The sequence below is a fragment of the uncultured Methylobacterium sp. genome (assembly GCF_964242245.1).
Classification (GTDB): domain Bacteria; phylum Pseudomonadota; class Alphaproteobacteria; order Rhizobiales; family Beijerinckiaceae; genus Methylobacterium.
In genome coordinates this window covers 1-18,133 of record NZ_CAXTBY010000084.1, presented here as the reverse complement: position 1 = coordinate 18,133, position 18,133 = coordinate 1, and the positions used below count along the sequence as shown (strand labels likewise).

The 18,133-nt window shown below is 67.2% G+C and carries 17 protein-coding genes; 8 read left to right on the top strand and 9 right to left on the bottom strand.

Annotated elements, in window-relative coordinates; genetic code table 11:
• Window positions 1-37: 37 nt before the first annotated feature.
• From ACFE8Y_RS15815 to ACFE8Y_RS15795, 5 genes are all read right to left on the bottom strand, one after another.
• Window positions 38-805 (bottom strand): substrate-binding domain-containing protein, encoded by a 768-nt coding sequence (locus ACFE8Y_RS15815; protein WP_375465340.1) that lies wholly within the window; start codon window positions 803-805, stop codon window positions 38-40.
• Between the two features lie 115 nt (window positions 806-920).
• The gene (locus tag ACFE8Y_RS15810) at window positions 921-2,234 is read right to left on the bottom strand and encodes an MFS transporter (protein WP_375465339.1); all 1,314 of its coding nucleotides are present in this window, start codon (window positions 2,232-2,234) and stop codon (window positions 921-923) included.
• Window positions 2,235-2,322: 88 nt separating this feature from the next.
• Window positions 2,323-3,168 carry an aspartate dehydrogenase gene (locus tag ACFE8Y_RS15805; protein ID WP_375465338.1) on the bottom strand — a complete coding sequence of 282 codons (846 nt, stop codon included), beginning with the start codon at window positions 3,166-3,168 and terminating at the stop codon, window positions 2,323-2,325.
• A 57-nt stretch (window positions 3,169-3,225) separates the two neighbouring features.
• The gene (locus ACFE8Y_RS15800; protein WP_375465337.1) at window positions 3,226-3,423 is read right to left on the bottom strand and encodes a hypothetical protein; all 198 of its coding nucleotides are present in this window, start codon (window positions 3,421-3,423) and stop codon (window positions 3,226-3,228) included.
• A 78-nt stretch (window positions 3,424-3,501) separates the two neighbouring features.
• On the bottom strand, window positions 3,502-4,410 hold the full coding sequence (locus ACFE8Y_RS15795) for a LysR family transcriptional regulator (protein WP_375465336.1): 909 nt from the start codon (window positions 4,408-4,410) through the stop codon (window positions 3,502-3,504).
• Between the two features lie 133 nt (window positions 4,411-4,543).
• Here ACFE8Y_RS15795 and ACFE8Y_RS15790 point away from each other — a divergent pair, with 133 nt between their 5' ends.
• From ACFE8Y_RS15790 to ACFE8Y_RS15780, 3 genes are read left to right on the top strand one after another with little or no spacing between them, the layout of a single operon-like run.
• Entirely contained in the window at window positions 4,544-5,248 is a 705-nt protein-coding gene (locus ACFE8Y_RS15790) for a haloacid dehalogenase type II (protein ID WP_375465335.1), read from the top strand.
• The gene (locus ACFE8Y_RS15785) at window positions 5,235-6,473 is read left to right on the top strand and encodes a CaiB/BaiF CoA transferase family protein (RefSeq protein WP_375465334.1); all 1,239 of its coding nucleotides are present in this window, start codon (window positions 5,235-5,237) and stop codon (window positions 6,471-6,473) included. Before ACFE8Y_RS15790 ends, ACFE8Y_RS15785 begins: the two co-directional genes overlap by 14 nt.
• The gene (locus ACFE8Y_RS15780) at window positions 6,470-6,919 is read left to right on the top strand and encodes a PaaI family thioesterase (RefSeq protein ID WP_375465333.1); all 450 of its coding nucleotides are present in this window, start codon (window positions 6,470-6,472) and stop codon (window positions 6,917-6,919) included. The genes ACFE8Y_RS15785 and ACFE8Y_RS15780 overlap by 4 nt, the downstream gene beginning before the upstream one ends.
• 143 nt (window positions 6,920-7,062) lie before the next feature.
• On the opposite strand, the gene dctP is transcribed toward ACFE8Y_RS15780, so the two are convergent.
• From dctP to ACFE8Y_RS15765, 3 genes are all read right to left on the bottom strand, one after another.
• Window positions 7,063-8,097, bottom strand: coding sequence for a TRAP transporter substrate-binding protein DctP (gene dctP / locus ACFE8Y_RS15775; RefSeq protein ID WP_375465332.1), 1,035 nt, complete (start codon window positions 8,095-8,097; stop codon window positions 7,063-7,065).
• 376 nt (window positions 8,098-8,473) lie between these two features.
• On the bottom strand, window positions 8,474-8,656 hold the full coding sequence (locus ACFE8Y_RS15770) for a hypothetical protein (RefSeq protein ID WP_375465331.1): 183 nt from the start codon (window positions 8,654-8,656) through the stop codon (window positions 8,474-8,476).
• A 457-nt stretch (window positions 8,657-9,113) separates the two neighbouring features.
• Window positions 9,114-9,377, bottom strand: coding sequence for a hypothetical protein (locus ACFE8Y_RS15765; RefSeq protein WP_375465330.1), 264 nt, complete (start codon window positions 9,375-9,377; stop codon window positions 9,114-9,116).
• A 215-nt stretch (window positions 9,378-9,592) separates the two neighbouring features.
• On the opposite strand from ACFE8Y_RS15765, the gene ACFE8Y_RS15760 reads away from it, so the two are divergent.
• From ACFE8Y_RS15760 to ACFE8Y_RS15740, 5 genes are read left to right on the top strand one after another with little or no spacing between them, the layout of a single operon-like run.
• Window positions 9,593-10,597 (top strand): BMP family protein, encoded by a 1,005-nt coding sequence (locus ACFE8Y_RS15760; RefSeq protein WP_375465342.1) that lies wholly within the window; start codon window positions 9,593-9,595, stop codon window positions 10,595-10,597.
• 1 nt (window position 10,598) lies between these two features.
• Complete coding sequence (locus ACFE8Y_RS15755; RefSeq protein WP_375465329.1) at window positions 10,599-12,170, top strand: ABC transporter ATP-binding protein; 1,572 nt, start codon at window positions 10,599-10,601, stop codon at window positions 12,168-12,170.
• The gene (locus ACFE8Y_RS15750; protein ID WP_375465328.1) at window positions 12,167-13,240 is read left to right on the top strand and encodes an ABC transporter permease; all 1,074 of its coding nucleotides are present in this window, start codon (window positions 12,167-12,169) and stop codon (window positions 13,238-13,240) included. Before ACFE8Y_RS15755 ends, ACFE8Y_RS15750 begins: the two co-directional genes overlap by 4 nt.
• Before the next feature lie 5 nt (window positions 13,241-13,245).
• Window positions 13,246-14,190, top strand: a complete 945-nt coding sequence (locus tag ACFE8Y_RS15745; RefSeq protein ID WP_375465341.1) for an ABC transporter permease — start codon at window positions 13,246-13,248, stop codon at window positions 14,188-14,190.
• 5 nt (window positions 14,191-14,195) lie between these two features.
• Window positions 14,196-15,482 carry an amidohydrolase family protein gene (locus tag ACFE8Y_RS15740; protein ID WP_375465327.1) on the top strand — a complete coding sequence of 429 codons (1,287 nt, stop codon included), beginning with the start codon at window positions 14,196-14,198 and terminating at the stop codon, window positions 15,480-15,482.
• 378 nt (window positions 15,483-15,860) lie between these two features.
• Here the strand turns inward: ACFE8Y_RS15740 and ACFE8Y_RS15735 are convergent, their stop codons facing one another.
• Complete coding sequence (locus ACFE8Y_RS15735) at window positions 15,861-17,999, bottom strand: putative bifunctional diguanylate cyclase/phosphodiesterase (protein WP_375465326.1); 2,139 nt, start codon at window positions 17,997-17,999, stop codon at window positions 15,861-15,863.
• Between the last annotated feature and the right edge of the window lie 134 nt (window positions 18,000-18,133).

Below are 18,133 nucleotides of genomic sequence, written 5' to 3'. Positions count from 1 at the left end.
AGAGCCGTGCCCGATTGCAACGCGATCGGGCACGGCTCTAGCGCGGCCCGACGTCCCAGCCGGCCTTTTTCAGCCGCGCGGTGCCCGTCGGCCCCGTCACGAAGCCGATGAGCGCGGCCGCCGCTTGCGGTGCCTGCGCCTTCGTCGTGATGGCTGCGGCGTAGAGCGTCGTCAGGTTGTCGTCCTCCGGCAGGAAGCCTGCGAACGCCACGCCGGGCGCTCCGACGAGCTCGCTGGCCTGCGTCAGGCCGATCGTCGCTTTGCCGGAGGCGACGGCAACGGCGACGTCGCTGCCGGTGGCGCACAGCACGGCTTTGGCGTGCACGGCATCGGCGATGCCGAGCCGCGTCAACATCGTCTCGAAGAAGGCGCCCGACGTGCCGCCGCCCTTCGGATCGATATAGGCAACGGCGGGCGCCCCCAGGAGCGCGGCGCGAAAGGCTGTCTCGCTCGTCAGATCAGGCTTGGCAGCGCTGGGCTTGACGGCGGCACCGATCCGCATGCGCGCGACCTCGACCTTGGTCGGCGCGCTGACATCGCCGCGCCCGGCGAGCGTGTCGATGCCTGCCGACGAGGTCATGACCACATCGGCTTCCTCATGGGCGGCAAGCTTGGCGAGGACGCCGCCGGCATTTGTGACCGTCAGGATAAGGTTATGGTCGGTCTGCTGCTTGAAGGGCGCCACGAGGTCGCGCAGGCTCGACTCGTAGACGCCCGTCGCCAGCACGCGGACATCCGCGGCCGCCGCCGGCCCGCTCAGTGCCGCCGTGCAGCAGACCACCGGCAGCCATTGCTCGAGGCGCATGCCATCCCCTCCAGGCATGGCGCGTCCACCGCGCCGACCTCGACGGGATGCTGACCGACCTGCCGCTTTTCACCAACATCGGGCGCGGCTGACCCGGATCGACCGTCGGCCGTCCTTACTCTGCCGGAACGGTCCCCATCGCCGTGGATCGGATGCGGCCCAAGCCCAGCGCCAAGACGGCGCCCACCGCAGTGACCAGAGCGAGGGGGAGAAGGCCGAGCGCATAGCTGCCGCTCGCATCCTTGATCACGCCAAGCAGGGAGGTACCGACGAAGGCGCCGAGATTGCCGATCGCGTTAATCTGGGCGATCCCGGCGGCGGACATGCCCGGTGCCAGCCGCTCGATGGCCAGGGCCCAGAACGGGCCCTTGACGGCGTAGGTCCCGAGGATCGCCAGGAACAGGATGGCGACCGTCGGCACGAACGTCTGCGCGGCCAGCGCCCCGACGAGGCAGAGCGCGGTCAGCGCCTGCGGCCCGGCCACGTGCCAGGCCCGCTCGCCGGTGCGGTCCGATCGCCGGGCCCAAAACACCATCAGGCACGCCGCGACCCCGAACGGCACCGAGTTGAGCAGTCCGGTCTCCATCGTCGTGAGGCCGAAGGACTTCAGGATCTGCGGCTGCCAGATCGACAGGCACGCGCTCGAGCCGATGCTGCCGGCGAAGATCAAACCGGCGGCAAGCACGCGGCGATCGGAGATCACGCGCCAGACCGACGTGCGCACGTCGGATCGCTCCGCGCGCTCGGCCGCCAAGCGTTCGGTGAGCCAGAGACGTTGCGCCCCGTCGAGCCAGGACGCCTGATCCGGTCGCTCCGGCAAGTAGCGCAGAGTGAAAAGGCCCAGCACCACGGCCGGTGCGGCCTCGACGATCGACATAAGCTGCCACCCGCGCAGGCCCAGCCAGCCATCGAGTCCGAGAAGGCTCGCCGAGATCGGCGAACCGACGAAGCTGGAGAGGGGGACGGCCACGGCGAAGAGGGCGATCACGCGGGCGCGGTAGGCCCGCGGGAACCAGTAGGTGAGGTAGAGGATCACGCCGGGATAGAAGCCGGCTTCGGCCGCGCCGAGGAGGAAGCGCACCGCACAGAACGAAACGGGTCCGACGACGAGCGCCATGGCCGCGGAGACGAACCCCCAGGTGACCATGATGCGGGCGAGCCAGAGCCGGGCACCGAACCGCTCCAGCATCAGGTTCGAGGGCACTTCGAACAGGACGTAGGCGACGAAGAACAGGCCAGCCCCCAAGCCGAAGGTCGAGGACGAGAGCCCGGCGTCCGCGTTCATCTGGAAGGCTGCGAAGCCCACGTTCACGCGGTCGATGAAGGCGACGAGGAAGCCCAGCATCAGGAGGGGCATGAGCCGGACGGTGACGCGCCGCATCGTCACCCGCTCGATCTCGGCCGGTATCTCGGGGCTCGCTGCTGTCACGGGGCACTCCGGCGCGGTGCGTGCGAACGCAGGTCATGACTTGCTCGGCCGACCACATGGGCAAGCCGGGCGCCAGGAACACGAGCCGTCAGGATCCGACGCGAAGCGGGGCGGCGAGCTTTCGCAGGTAGGCGATCACCGACAGGGCCGTGATGCGGCCCGTGCGCGGGTTCTCGTCGGTCGGCACGTTCTCGATCGTCATCGCGAAGCGCGCCGAGTCGGCGTCGACCTCGATGCGGTGGGTGTTGCGGTCGAGAGTTGGGTCAGCCCAGATCTCGAGCTCGGTCCGGTCCGGCCCGATGCCGGCGAGCGACAGGGCGACCGCGACGTTGAGGTTGGCGGGAAACCCGCGGGCCGCCTCGCGCGGGGTGCCGGCGAAGACGCGCATCGGTTCGGTGATGCCGGCGATCTCGATGCCGTTCTCCACGAGGTAGGGCGCGCCCACGAGGCCGCGCACCGGCTTGCGCGTGATCATGCGCACGGTGTGGATCGTACCCTCCGCGGCGGCCGTCACCGCATCGAGGCCGAGCAGCGCGCCGGTCGGGACGACGATCTGTCCGCCATGCGCGCGGGCGGTCGCCACCAAATCCTCGTTGTCGAGGAGCGCCCCGCAACTCAGCACGACGGCGGTCTTGCCCGCCGTCACGAACGGCCGCACGATCGCCGGAAGAAACCGGGACGGCGCGCATTCCAGCACGATGTCGGCGCGCGGCTCCAGGGCCTCGAACGCGGTGACGACCTCTGGCGGCTGAACGAGGGCGGCGAGTTCGGTGCGGGCCTTGTCGGCATCGCGGACGGCGACGGCGGCGAGCGTCAGGCCCGGGATGGCGCCATCGTCAAGCGCGCGGGCGACGGCACGCCCGACTGTACCGAGACCGGCGATCGCGACGCGGCCGCTGCGGACGGATGCGTCGCGTGTTCCCTGCGGCGGCATGTGGAGTTCCTCGTATGCGGACGCATCGTGCTTTGGGCTCGGCCGCCTGTGCATCAGTCAGGCCAGTGTATCGTCGTCGGGACCCATGCGCTCACGGTCGTCGGCGACAGCGAACTGTCGGGCATCCGCTGCGACGTAGGGACGTGGCGGCACCTCGCCCAATGGGACGAGCGGCACCCGCGTGCGCATCGTCGAGCCCTGGGGCCGCGGCCCCATCGAGAAGCAGGCAAGCCTCAAGCGGGACAGGCGCAGCATACGATGCTGATCAAGATGCATGAAGTCTTAGGGCGCACTTGATTTGACATCGACTCATCACCCGCTCGACGAAATCTATTACAGCCGGCTCGCATCGAAGCTGATACGTATTTGCTTCCGCAACCAACCGATTGCTCTGTTCTCGTCATGTCTTCGATGCCAGTACAGCACCCAGTTGAACGGCGCGGATGCGAACGGCAGATCGCGTGCGACCAGCCCATCGCCAGCGATCGCGGACGCCAGCCGTCCCGGCATGACCGACAGGAGATCGGTGCGCGCGAGTATCGATGGGACGGTCAACCAATGCGGGACGTTCAGCGAAACGTTGCGCTTCAACTGATCGCCGGCGAGCACGTCGTCAACGAAGCGCATATCGGTTGGCGACATCGAGATCTTGAGATGGCGCTGCCCGAGAAATGCGTCGAGGTCGAGTGGCTCTTGGGCTAGAGGATGGCCGCTGCGCATGACGCAGACCATCCTGTCAGACATCACGATTTCGGCGCAGATCGAATTCGAATGCTTGAGACCCGTGCTCAGCGCCAAGTCGATCTCGTCCTTCTCCAGCGCCTCGATGGTGCGGATCGGAGGAAGATGCAGGATGTTGAGCGATATTCCCGGTGCGCATCGCGTGATCCGATCGAGGAGAGTGGGCAGCAACAGCAGGCTCAGCAAATCCGATAGCCGCAAACTGAAGTTGCGGATTGCTGCGGCCGGATCGAACTCGGTATCGCTCTCGAAGACCCGTTCGATCTGGCGCAGCACCTGTTTCGTCGGACCGGACAACTCGATCGCACGTGGGGTCGCCTGCATGCCGGAGGCGGTACGCACAAGCAACTCGTCCTTGAAAAGGTGGCGCAGGCGGGAGAGCGCATTGCTCATGGCCGGCTGGCTCAACCCTACACGATCGGCAGCACGCGTCACATGCAGCTCGGTGAGGAGAGCGTCCAGCGCGACGAGGAGGTTGAGGTCGACCGTTCTCAGGTTCATCGTTCTGTCCGCAATTCGGCATTCATAGCGCGAATGCAGGAAGGCGAAGAATCCATTTTACAGATGACCGGCGGGATGGATGATCGCGCGTCGTGACTTGCCGGGCGAGCCCTGGCGTGTTGGGGAGCCCTCGATGTCCGGACACGATGAACTGCGACGCAAGATCAAAGTCTGCATGTTCGACCAGTACGGGACGGTCGTCGACATGCAGGGCGGCCTTGTCGCGGTGGCGACGCCGTTTCTCGAGGCCAAAGGCTGGACGGGCAATCCCAACTCCTTCGTCACGTGGTGGCGGCGGACGCATTTCGAAAACTCGATGATCGATGCGCTCCTACACCGGGAGCACACGCCTTACCGCGAGATCGGCCAGCGCGCGGTCTCCTACGTGATGGACCGCTGCGGCATCATCTACAGCCCGGAAGAGGTGAGGACCCTCGTCGCCGAGATCGAGAAACTGCGCTGCTTTCCCGAGGTCCCGGCGGCGTTGGAGAAACTACGGACTCGCTACAAGCTCGTCGTGCTGTCGAACGGCGATCCCGACATGCTGGAGACGGCCAAGCGTTACCACGGCATCCCGTTCGATCGCGTGATCTCGGTAGCGGAAGCCAACGCCTTCAAGCCGCACGTCGCCACCTACACGAAGGCAGCCGAAATCCTCGGCGTAGCGATGGACGAGGTGCTCTTCGTGGCCAACCACGCCTTCGACTGCATCGGCGCCAAGGCCGCAGGCATGCATACGGCGTTCATCGACCGCCGTCAGCGGCCTTTCGGCCAGACGCCGCACCAGCCCGACCTGTCCATACGCACGATGCAGGATCTGGCGAATGTCCTGGTCTGACGCGGCCCCCCTCGATGGGATCCGCGTCCTCGATCTGTGTCGCGTCGTCTCCGGGCCCTTCGCGACGATGCAACTCGGCGACCTCGGCGCCGACGTCGTCAAGATCGAGGAGCCGGGCAAGGGCGACGAGGCCCGCACCTACGGGCCGCCCTTCATCGAGGGCGAGAGCGCTTACTTCCTATCGGTCAACCGGAACAAGCGCAGCTGCGCCATCGATCTGAAAAGCGAGGCCGGTAAGGACCTTGTGCGCCGCCTCGCTACCAGGGCCGACGTCGTCATCGAGAATTTCCGCCCTGGCACGATGGCGCGCCTGGGCCTCGATTGCGATGACCTGCGGCGTGACAACCCCGGGCTCGTCTACTGCGGGATCTCTGGGTTCGGCCTGACCGGCCCGGATGCGGCCCGGCCCGGCTACGACCTGATCCTGCAGGGCGAGTCCGGCATCATGGACATCACCGGCACCCCGGAAGGGCCGCCGTCGAAGGTCGGCACCTCGATCGCCGATCTCGTGACCGGTCTCTACGCGGCCCAAGCGGTCCTGGCTGCGCTGCATCAGCGAACGCGCACGGGGGCCGGCGGCCGCGTCGACGTCTCGATGCTCGACGCCATGGCGTCGCTGCTGACCTTCAATGCCGGGATGTACTTCGCGACCGGCACGAGTCCCACCCGGCGCGGCAACGCCCACCCGACGATCTCACCCTACGAGACCTTCAAGGTGGCCGACGGTTGGTTCAACGTCGGAGTGGCCAACGATCGCTTCTGGTCGCCGTTCTGCACGGCAATCGGTCGACCCGATCTCCTCGCCGACCCGCGGTTCACCCAAGCCGCGGCGCGGGCCGCCCGCCGGGACGACTTGAATGCGATCCTGGCACCGATCTTCGCCGCACGCACGCGCGCTGACTGGGTTACCTGCCTGCGTGCGGCAGGGGTGCCCTACGGTGCCATCCGCACGGTCGGTGAAGCCTGCGAATCCCCTCAACTCGTCGCGCGGGGCGTCTCCCGCCAATTCGTGCATCCACGTGCGGGTGCGGTGCGCTATCTTGCAAGCGCCATTCGGTTCGACGACGCCGACCCGCCCGTCGCGGCGCCGGCGCCGATGCTGGGCGAGCATACGGCCGCGATTCTCGGACAATGGCTCGACCTGACGCCGCCGGAGATCGACGCACTCGCCGCGGGCGGCACCTTCGGTCCTGCCGCGGCTCAGTTGCCGTACGAGGACACGTGACGGTGGCGGAAGGCTCGGATTTTGCCGCTTCGGCGGCCGCTATGCTGGCCCGAGCGGCCAACGATCCGCGTCAGGCCTTCGGATCTTTCTTCCTGTCGCGGCTGCTCGGATTCGAGATCGGCTACGAGGACGAACGCTGCATCGTACGTTTCGCCGCACTTCCCGCCCTGGCCAATCCGCAAGGGACCTTGCACGGCGGCATCATCGCGACGGCACTCGATATCTCGATGGGTCACCTCCTCAACCACGTCGACGGTCCGGGTGCGACCCTCGAGATGAAGGTCCAATACCTCGCGGCGATCCGGTCCGGCGGGGTGCGCTGCGAAGCCGCGTTCCTGCGGCACGGGCGCGGCATCTCCTTTCTCGAGGCCAAAGCCTACCGTGAGGATGGTGAACTCGCCGCTCACGCCACCGCGACCTGGAAACGGCTGCGTGGTCCCTCCTGAACTCTGTGATCCCGCGCACGCACGTCCCCGTCACGGTTCGCGTTCGACGACAGCCCCGGCAGATAGCATAATGACCCTGATGGGTGGCGGCGCGAACCGGCTCGGATCTTCAGATCCAGCTTATGCAGCATCAGCGACTTTCGCTACATCATCGCCTCGCCGAGCTTGAGCAGTTCCGCGCAGGTCGACGAGCGGTCGGCGAATTCCTTCCAGACGGTTCCACGGGCGAGATCGCGCCACTTCGACAAGCCAGCATCGTCCAGGGGCTTCACCGTCGCTCCGGCCTTGGCGAAAACCGTCTCGATCGCGATGTCGTCCGCTTTAGCGCCCTGCTCGCCGAACGGCTCCATCTCGGCACCGACACTCACGATCGCCTCCTGCTGTTGGCTGGGCAACTTGTCGAAGATCGCTTTCGACATCATGATCGGTTCGAGCATGAACCAGTAGAACCGACCGCGTCCCGACGTGAGATGCTTTGCAAGCTCCTCGACATGGAACGAGATCATGCTCGTGGATGAGGTGATCGTCGCGTCGCAGGCCCCCGTCTGCATCGCCACATAGACCTCGTTCGAGGGAAGGTTGAGGGTCGCGGCTCCCGCAGCCTTCATGAGCAGATCGACCTCCCGCGAGCCGCCGCGCACCTTGAGCCCCTTGGCATCCTCCGGCAGGTAGAGGGGCCGGCTTCGACTCGCCGCGTTGCCGGATTGCCAGACCCAACTCACAAAGATGAGGCCCTTGGCCGCCATCAGTTCGACAAGGCGCCGCCCCACCGGCGCGCTCTTCCAAGCAAGGGCCTGCTCGTAGGAGCCCACGAGGGCGGGCATCAGGCCGATGCTCGTTTCCGGCGCCTCGCCGCTGGCATAGGCGAGCGGCCAAAGGCTCATGTCGAGCGCGCCCTTGCGCATCGCGCCGAACTGCGAGTTTGTCTTCATCAACGAGGAGCCTGGATAGACTTGGATTTCCAGCGCACCATCGGTGCGGACGGCGACTTCCTTGGCGAACCGGCGGCACATTTGATCGCGGAAATCGCCCTGATCACCGTTTGCACTTGGAAACTGGTGCGACAGCTTCAGCACGGTGGCCGCGCGCGCCGCGCCAAGGCCAAGGGTGAGGATGGCCGGGGCGGCGATAGCGGACCGCAGTAGCGTGCGCCGCCCGATGGTTTTCTCAAACGACATGAGTTTCTCTCCCCGACTTGTGGCTTTCGTTGATTGGAATGGTTCTACAGCGAAAGTGAACATTAAAATAGATATAGCCTGATTGATAAGTTCAATGAGCGCGTAATTCAAAATTTTTTATCCGAAAACGAACGATCCGGGCGAGCCCTGCATGCCTCCGGTCAGGCTTCTTCGTTGAGGCGTCTCCGTCGGTTATCCGAACGGTGGGATACGAAGCGACAGTCGCCTACCAAATTTCCACGATTAACTCAGTAAACAGCCGATCATTCATTGCGCCAATTTCGACATTCCTAATTCCAGTGTGCGCAACAGCGGTCGATGTGCAAAGGTGCGAGCGTGAGTAGATAACGCAAAGTCCTTCGGTTATGACTGGGTCTCACGCCTCGTCGTCGGTATTTGAATTGGGGTCGTGCTCGGTCCTCCGCACAATTTCCTCGGCGAGAACGTGCAGCAAGAGGTTCGTCAGTAATTTCATCTCGCGCGAGCCGTGACATTGCACTGCTTCATGCGTGACGAGGCACAATTCTGCCATGGCATCGAAGCTGTCCGCTGCGACCATACTAACCTCGGTGCGATGAGAGGGTGTTCCGTGAACACGAATGCAGTCGTGGACGAGTGCGAGCGGACCGCGGTGGACGGGCTCATATGCAGACACATCGCTTGCGGGTGCGACAGCCAGTCGGACTACGCTGTATCATGGGGAGCATGAGCGCAAATGTCGAGCACATCGTCCGGCAGAAGCCAAGACATGGAGCGCGCCCGCACGAGGACGCTACTGGCCCAGATTCAGAAGGCTCTGGAAGGAGTTGTAACGGCGGATATGCACGCGACGGCGGAAATGTTCAGACTGTGGCACGAGCTAGCGAGCGATGCGGACCGTAGGAAGGTGCTTGCCTATGCCCGCAGTATCGCGGGGTCAGCCGCATCGAAGACGCCGACCCCTCCCACCTGAAAGCCCTCAAACACGGTTCGAGTCTTCTCCATTTTGCCTTCGAGCGAACGCAGAGAGTAAGGGATCAGACCGACCGGGATGGCTCCCACCATGACCCCTGCCGCAGGGGCCGCATCGGATCGAGCAGCCGCAGCCGCGTCGCCTGCAGGCCGGCGAGACCGCGCCCGGCCGCCATCCTCATCCGCAGCGCCGAGCCCCGCGCCAGCAGCGCGATGTCGCGTGCCACGCCCGACTGGAACCGGCCCTGCGACCCCGCCCGGCCGATGCTGCCCGCGCCCAGCCCGACCTGCGTGCAGGCCGCCGCGCACAGCCGCGTCGCCGCCGCCATGGTCGGCGCGATGACTGCGCGGATGATCCATCAAGCCTCGGCGACGCGAGGCGCCTGATCCAACACGCTCCTACGGGCATGAGTAATGACGCCGATTTTTCAGCCAAGCTTGCTCAAGGATTCGTCTTGTAGGCACAAGGCCAACATGCTTTTTCAAGGTCTTAATTTGCTTCTGAGTTAACTTAGGAGCGGCATACGAGGGGGTACAGATGGGCATGGACCGCGTGCATACACACCGTCGAGCGGTTCTGATCGGGACTGGGGCTACGACCGCGGCGGTCCTCTTCGGCGGCAGAGCTTGGGCGGCGAAATCCAAGCCGGTCGCCGTCGCACTCGTCACGTCCGTTCCGATCGAGCAGCAGTGGATCAGCCGGCTGCACATCGCCCTCAAGGCTGCGGTCGCTCGCGGCGACATCACCTACGTCTATTCGGAGAATGTCGCCAACACCGACGCCGAACGTGTCATCCGCGAATATGCGGAAGCCAAGAAGGACTTCATCATCGCCGAGGCTTTCGGCCTGGAGCGGCCGGCTCGCAAGATCGCCGCGGACTACAAGAACACCGCCTTCCTGATGGGGTCCTCCTTCCCGGCTCAGGCGTCGAACTTCTCCGTCTTCGACAACTACATCCAGGATGCCTCCTACCTCACCGGGATCGTCGCGGGCAAGGAGACCAAGTCGAACGTCGTCGGCATGGTCGGCGGCTACGCGATCCCCGAGGTGAACCGGCTCATGCACGCCTTCATGGCGGGTGCCCGCTCGGTCAATCCTGACGTCAAGTTTCTGATTTCGTTCATCAATTCCTGGTACGACCCGCCGAAGGCCAAGGAAACCGCCTTCGCGATGATCGAGCGCAAGGCCGACGTGCTCTACGCCGAACGCTTCGGCGTGTCGGACGCTGCGAAGGAGCGCGGCGTGAAGGCTGTCGGTAACGTCATCGACACCGCCGGACAGTACCCGGGCACGGTGATCGCCTCCGCGCTCTGGCACATGGAGCCGACCCTCGACCGGGCCATCGCCAAGGTGATCGAGGGCAGCTTCACGGCGGAGGATTATGGCCCCTGGAGCAGCATGCTCAACGGCGGCTGCTCGCTCGCGCCGCTCGATCCCAAGCTGGTGCCGCAGGCGGTCATCGATCTCGTGAAGGCCAAGGAGGCGGAGATCCGCTCGGGCGCCTTCAAGGTCGCCGTCGACGACTCCGAGCCGAAATCGACCGCTTGAGGTGCGGAACGAACCCCGCCGCGTCGTCCTCGAGCTGCGCGGCATCACCAAACGCTTCGGCGGCCTGCTGGCCAATGACGGCATCGACCTCGACCTGCGCCGGTGCGAGATCCTGGCGATGCTCGGCGAGAACGGGGCGGGCAAGACCACCCTGATGAACATCCTGTTCGGCCACTACACGGCCGATGCGGGCAGCGTGCGCGTGGCGGACGAGGCGGGCCGGCTCGTGCCCCTGCCGCCGGGCCGGCCGCGGGCGGCGCTCGCCGCCGGGATCGGCATGGTGCATCAGCACTTCGCCCTGGCCGACGCGCTCACCGGCCTCGACAACGTGATGCTCGGCACGGAGCCGCTCTGGCGCCCGCGCCGGAACCGTGCCGCCGCGCGGACCAAGCTCAAGGGGTTGATGGATCGCTCAGGCCTCCTCGTCGACCTCGACGTGCCGGTGGGCGCCCTCACCGTCGGCGAGCGCCAGCGCATCGAGATCCTCAAGGCGCTCTACCGGAACACCCGCGTCCTCATCCTCGACGAACCGACCGCGGTGCTGACGCCGGCGGAGAGCGATGGGCTGTTCCGGGTGCTGCGGACACTGGCGGATCAGGGACTGGCCGTCGCCTTCATCTCGCACAAGCTCGGAGAGGTGGTGGCCGGCAGCGACCGGGTCGCAGTGCTGCGCGGCGGATGCAAGGTGGCCGAGCGGCCGACCGTTGGCGCCGACCGGAGGCAGCTCGCGGCCCTGATGATCGGGCGCGACGTGCCCGTGATCCGCCGCGAGCCCCGGGAACCGGGCCCCGAGGCGCTGGCGCTGGAGGGCGTCGCGGTGGCGGGGCCCGACCTGCGCAACCGGCTCGACCGGGCGGACCTCGTCCTCCGGGCGGGCGAGATCGTCGGCATCGCGGGCGTCGCCGGCAACGGGCAGGCGGCGCTCGCCCGACTGCTGTTCGGTCTCGCGCGGCCCTGCGCCGGATCGGTGCGGTTCCTCGGCCGGCCCATGACCTGCTTCGATCCGCGCCACGCGATCCGGGCCGGCATCGGCCGCATCCCCGAGGATCGTCATCATGAGGGGGCGGTGGCCGCGATGAGCGTTGCCGAGAACATCGCGATCGAAGGCATCCGCACGCGCTTCCAGCGCTTCGGCCTCCTGCGCCGCGCGCGCATGTCCGAGCGGGCGCGGGAGGCGATCTCGGCCTACGGCATCCGCTGCCCCGGCCCGGATGCCCCGATCCGTCTGCTCTCGGGGGGCAACATGCAGAAGGCGATCCTCGCACGCGCCCTCGACGGCGCGCCGGCCCTGGTCGTCGCCGCGCAGCCGACGCGGGGGCTCGATGTCGGTGCGGTCGCCGAGATCCACCGCCGCCTGCTCGCGGCCAGGGCGCGGGGCGCAGCCGTCCTCCTGATCTCGGAGGATCTCGACGAGCTGTTCGCGCTGTCCGACCGCATCGCCGTGATGGCGCGCGCCCGGCTCTCCGAAGCCTTGCCGGTGGAGGGTCTCGACCTCGCCCGGCTCGGGCTGATGATGGCGGGGCAGGCCGCCGAGCCGGAGGAAGAGGCCGCGCCCGAGAGGATGCCCGCATGATCCGCCTGGAGCCCCGCGCCGTCCCCTCCCGGCGCCTCGCCCTGGCGGTGCCGGTCGCCGCCGCCCTCGCGGCTCTGGCGCTGGCCGCCGTGCCGCTGGCCCTGGCCGGCGCCTCGCTGCCGCGGGCCTACGCGGCCATGGCCGAGGGGGCGCTCGGCTCGCGCTTCGCCCTCTCGGAAGTGCTGACGCGGGCCACGCCCCTGATCCTCACCGGACTTGCCGCCGCGGTGGCGTTCCGGGCGCGGCTCTACAACATCGGCGCCGAGGGACAGCTCTACGTCGGCGCGCTGGCGAGCGTCGCGGCCGGGGCCGGTGCGATCGATCTCCCGGCGCCCCTGCTGATCCCGCTGGTGCTCGGCGCGGGGGCGCTCGCGGGCGCCGCCATGATGCTCGGCCCGGCGCTTGCCCGGGTGGCGCTCGGTGCCGACGAGGTCGTGACCACGCTGCTCCTCAACTTCGTCGTCCTGCTTCTCGTCCAGATGATGATCGAGGGACCGATGAAGGATCCGATGAGCCTCGGCTGGCCGCAATCCGAACCGCTCGTCGAGGCCGCGACCCTGCCCAGGCTCATCGAGAAGACACGCCTGCACGCGGGCCTCCTCGTCGCGCTCGCCGCGGCCCTTCTTCTCCACGGGGTCCTCGCCCGCACGGTCTGGGGGTTCGCGATCCGTGCCGTGGGCGATGCCCCGCCGGCCGCGCGTTTCGCCGGCCTGCCGGTCGGGCCGACGCTGCTCGGCGTCGGCGCGTTGTCGGGCGCGCTCGCGGGGCTGGCCGGGGCGGGGGAGGTCGCGGGCGTGAAGGGTTTCCTCGCCGCCGACCTGTCCCCCGGCTACGGCTATGCCGGGATCGTCGTGGCGATGCTCGCAGGGCTCTCGCCGCTCGGCACCGTGGCGGCGGCCGTGTTCGTGGCCGCGGTGTTCGTCGGCGCCGATTCGATGAGCCGGGCCGTCAACGTGTCGAGCTACATCGCCAACCTGATCGTGGCGATGTCGCTCATCAGCGTCCTCGTCGCGGGCGGGCTGACCCGCTACCGGCTGCGGCTGGCCCGCGGCCCGCTCGCGCAGGCGTGACCCGGATGCAGGCGAGCCTCGATCTCCTTCTCACCGTCTCGTTCTGGGGCGCGGCGCTCAGGATCGCCACGCCGCTGATCTACGGGGTGGCCGGCGCCGTGCTGTGCGAGCGCGCCGGCGTGCTCAATCTCGGCATCGAGGGCATCATGACCGCGGGCGCCATGACCGGCTGGCTCGCGGTGCATCTCGGCGCTGGCCTCTGGGGCGGCGTCGTGGTCGCGGTGCTGACCGGCGCGCTGCTCGGGCTGCTGCTCGCCGGGCTGACGGTGAAGCTCGGATTGTCGCAGCACGTCAGCGGGCTTGCCGTGACGCTGCTCGCCACGAGCGCGGCCTATTTCGGCTACCGCCTCGCCCTGCCGGGCGCGTCGAGCCCGCCGCGGATCGAGCCCTTCAGGCCGCTCGACCTTCCGATCCTCTCGGGTCTCCCCGTGATCGGCCCGATCCTGTTCCGGCAGACGGCCCTGACGCTCCTGGCTCTGGCCGTGATCCTGGGCCTCGGCCTGTTCCTGTCCCGCACGCCGCTGGGCCTCGCGGTACGGGCCGTCGGCGAGAACCCGGCAGCGGTCGAGGCGCAGGGCATCGACGTGCACCGCCTGCGCATCGGCGCCGTGGTGGCGGGCTCCGCCCTGATGGCGCTCGGGGGCGCCTTCCTGACGCTCTCGGCCTTCAACGCCTTCTTCTTCGAGATGGTGGCGGGGCGCGGCTGGATCTGCATCGCGCTCACCGTCTTCGCCGGCTGGCGCCCGGCCAAGGCGCTCGTCGGCGCCGTTCTCTTCGGCGCCTTCGACGCCTTCCAGGTGCGCCTGCAGCAGGCCTCCGGAAGTGCCGTCCCGGGGCAGGTCTTCCTGATGCTGCCCTACCTGCTCTCGATCGGAGCGCTCATGGTCGGCGCGCGCAACGCCCGCGCCCCGAAGGCGCTCATGCAGCCCTACAGACGCGGCGAACGCTAGATCCCATGCAACCCGACCTCATCGTCCGAAACGCCACCCTGCCGGACGGCCGCAGCGGCCGCGACATTGCGATCGAGGGCGGCCGTATCGTCGCCATCGAGGCCGCGATCCCGGCACGGGCGGCAGACGAGATCGACGCCGCCGGGCACTTGGTGAGCCCGCCCTTCGTCGACTGCCACTTCCACATGGACGCGACGCTCTCGCTCGGGCTGCCGCGGATGAATCTCTCCGGCACGTTGATCGAGGGCATCGCCCTTTGGGGCGCGTTGAAGCCGCTTCTGACGCCGGAGGCGGTGATCGCGCGTGCGCTGCGCTATTGCGACCTCGCCGTTTCCCAGGGTCTGCTTGCCGTGCGCAGCCACGTCGATGTCTGCGACGACCGGCTGCTGGCCGTCGAGGCGCTCCTGGAGGTGAAACGGCAGGTCGCGCCCTATCTCGACCTTCAGCTCGTCGCCTTCCCGCAGGACGGCTACCTCCGCTCCCCTTCGGCCGCGGAGAATCTGGAACGGGCCCTCGACCGGGGCGTCGAGGTGGTCGGCGGAATCCCCCATTTCGAGCGCACGATGGAGGACGGGGCGGAGTCTCTCAGGCGTCTCTGCCGGATCGCCGCCGAGCGCGGCCTGCGGGTCGACATCCACTGCGACGAGACCGACGACCCCCTGTCCCGCCATGTCGAGACGCTGGCGAGCGAGACGGTGCGGCACGGGCTCCAGGGCCGGGTCGCGGGCTCGCACCTGACCTCCATGCACTCGATGGACAACTACTACGTCTCGAAGCTGCTGCCGCTGATGGCGGAGGCGCAGTTGCAGGTCGTGGCCAACCCGCTGATCAACATCGTCCTGCAGGGCCGTCACGACACCTATCCCAAGCGGCGCGGCCTCACCCGCGTGCCCGAGCTGATGGCGGCGGGCCTCACCGTCGCCTTCGGCCAGGATTGCTGCATGGACCCGTGGTATTCCTTGAGCGGCGCCGACATGCTCGACGTCGCCCATATGGGCCTTCACGTGGCGCAGATGACGAGCCGGGAGGCGATGCGAGCCTGCTTCGAGGCGGTCACGACGAACGCAGCCGTCGTGATGGGGCTAGATGGCTACGGTCTGCATGTGGGCGCCTGGGGCGATCTCGTCGTCCTTCAGGCGCGCGACCCGATCGAAGCGCTGCGTCTGCGCCCGCCGCGCCTGCACGTCGTGCGCCGCGGCCGCGTGATCGCACGTACGAACCCGAGAATCGCAACGCTCTCGGTGCCCGAAAGACCCAAGGAAGTGGACCCTTCCCACTATGCTCCAGGCTGACCACGGCTCCGTGATGTCCGGCACCGAGCAGCCGGGAGGTCATTTTGGATGGCTGGCCGCGTTCATCAGCCCGAACGTGCCGGCATCAAGCGGCAGACCCGGGCGCAGCTCGGATGGCATCCGACCAGCCCTGAGCTGATCGTCGGCCTCGAAGAGCTGAGCTACACATAACAGGAAAAGCTCGCATCCATCCGGGCGCCCCTCGCCGGATGTATCGGATACACGCGCAATGCCATCGTGCACAACGGTGTTCCCGATCCGGGCACGCACCTGATCTCAAAGCCGTTCACTCTGTTGCAGCTTGCCGTCAAGCTGAAGAGGGGCTGCGAGCATAGGCCGAGACATGCTCGGTCACGTCACGGCCTGGATTCGGAGGAATCACGCAGCCGCACGGCCGTGCTGATCCTTGACGAAGGTCAGCGCGTCGGCCGCGGGAAGGGGTTTGCCGTAGAGGAAGCCTTGCACTTCCGTGCAGCCTTCCCTCCGAACCTGATCCAGTTGCTCCTGTGTCTCGACGCCTTCCGCCGTGATCGCCGTTCCAAGCCGCTCGCCGATGCTGACGATCGCGCGCACGATCGCCGCCGTGTCCGGATCGGAGATGTCACGCACGAAGGAGCGGTCGATCTTGATCTTGTCGAACGGAAAGCGCCGCAGATAGCTCAGGCTGCTGTAGCCGGTTCCGAAATCGTCGAGGGATATCCTCACCCCAAGCGCGCGCAATCGATGCAGGCAGGCGATGGCAGCCTCGCTGTCCTCGATCAACACGCTCTCCGTGATCTCGAGCTCCAACCTGTGCGGAGCGAGCCCGGACGCAGCGAGCGCGCCGACAACGCTGTCTTCGAGACCCGGCTTCTGGAACTGGACGGCGGACACGTTCACGGCCACGTGCAGGTCGCCCGGCCAGCCCGTCGCTTCACGACAGGCTGCCTTCAGCGCCCAGGTGCCGAGCGGCACGATCAGTCCGGTCTCCTCCGCCAGCGGAATGAACTCGGCCGGTGAGACCATGCCGCGCTGCGGATGGTGCCAACGCATCAGAGCCTCGAAGCCGCCGGTCGCGTCGCCCGCGAGGTTCAGGATCGGCTGATAATGCAGCGCGAAGCCGCCGGTCCGGACCGCCTCGCGCAGATCGCGTTCGAGCAGGCTGCGGCTGGCGACGACCGCGTCCATGCCGGGCTCGTAGAAGCTGAAGGTGTTCCGCCCGGCCGCCTTAGCGCGATAGAGGGCGATGTCGGCGTTCTTGAACAGGCTGTCGGCGTCGGAACAGGCCGCCGTCCCGAGGGCAATGCCGATGCTGACGCCGATATTGGCCGTATCGGCGTCGAGATCGACGGGCCGCCCTACGGCTTCGATGATCCGTTGCGCCGTGAGACTTGCGTGCTGCGGGCCGTCGAGCCAACTGAGGATGATCGCGAACTCGTCGCCCCCGAGCCGGGCCACGGTGTCCACATCCCGGATCACTGATCTGAGCCGGTCGGCGATCGTGCGCAGGAGCTTGTCGCCCGCCGGGTGGCCGAGCATGTCGTTGACGGCCTTGAAGCGATCGAGGTCGCAGGCCAGCACCGCGAAGCTCCCGCCGTGCCGCTTGGCGCTGGCGATCTCCTGATTGAGCCGGTCGCGGAACAGGAGACGGTTGGGCAAGCCGGTCAGCGCATCGTGAACCGCCATGTGCGCGATCTGCTGCTCGGCCTGCTTACGGGCCGTGATGTCGATGTGCGTGCCCACGATGCGTAACGGACGACCGTCCGTACCCCGTGCAACGACCTTGCCGCGCGCCAGCACCCAGCCCCAGCCGCCGTCCTTGCGCCGCAGGCGATGCTCGCATTCGTAGGCGGGGCTGCGATCCTCGAAATGCTCGGCCGTGAGGCGCATCGCGTGCGCCTTGTCGTCGGGGTGGATGAGATGTTCCCAGGTCCGGACATGCCCCTCGAGCTCGCCCGGCTCGTAGCCCAGCATCGTCTGCCAGCGATCCGAGTACCATGACTCCCCGGTCTCGATCGTCCAATCCCATAGACCGTCGCTGCCGCTGTCGAGGGCGAGGGCGAGCCGCTCTTCGTTCACACGAAGACGTGCTGCGGTCTCCTCGAGCTTCCCATGTGCCGCGAAGATGTCATCGATGTCGAGGGCGGTGCCGATCCACTCGACGATTTCGCCGTCTCGGCGCACCGGGATGATGACCATCTTATGCCATCGGTACACGCCGTCGTGGCGAAGCAGGCGTGCCTCCATCTCGATCGGACGACCGTCCTTCACGGCCTGCCACGCCCGATCCATCCGTTGCGTGTCTCCCGGATGATTGCGCGCCAGTCGTGCGGCGGCCGAACTCCCGATCGCCCCATAGTAAGTGGCAAATTGCCGATTGACGTAGATCGCTTCGCCGTCCCGAGCCGTCATGACCCAGACGATTTGCAGCAGAGCGTCGGCGAGGGCTTGGTACCGAGCCTCGCTCTGGGAATCACGCGTACCCAGCGCACGCAGAGCAGCAAGTCGATTGATCTCGTTTGGTGCCTCTGGACACATGGCGCGCTCCGTCAGTCGGAGCGTGGGAGGCGTCCGCCGCCTCCGACTCCACGAGTGATGAGATTTGCACGCCGCTCTTAACCAATGTTTGCAGCAACAACCTATGCGCGTCCAGATTATCGCCCAGCTGCCGT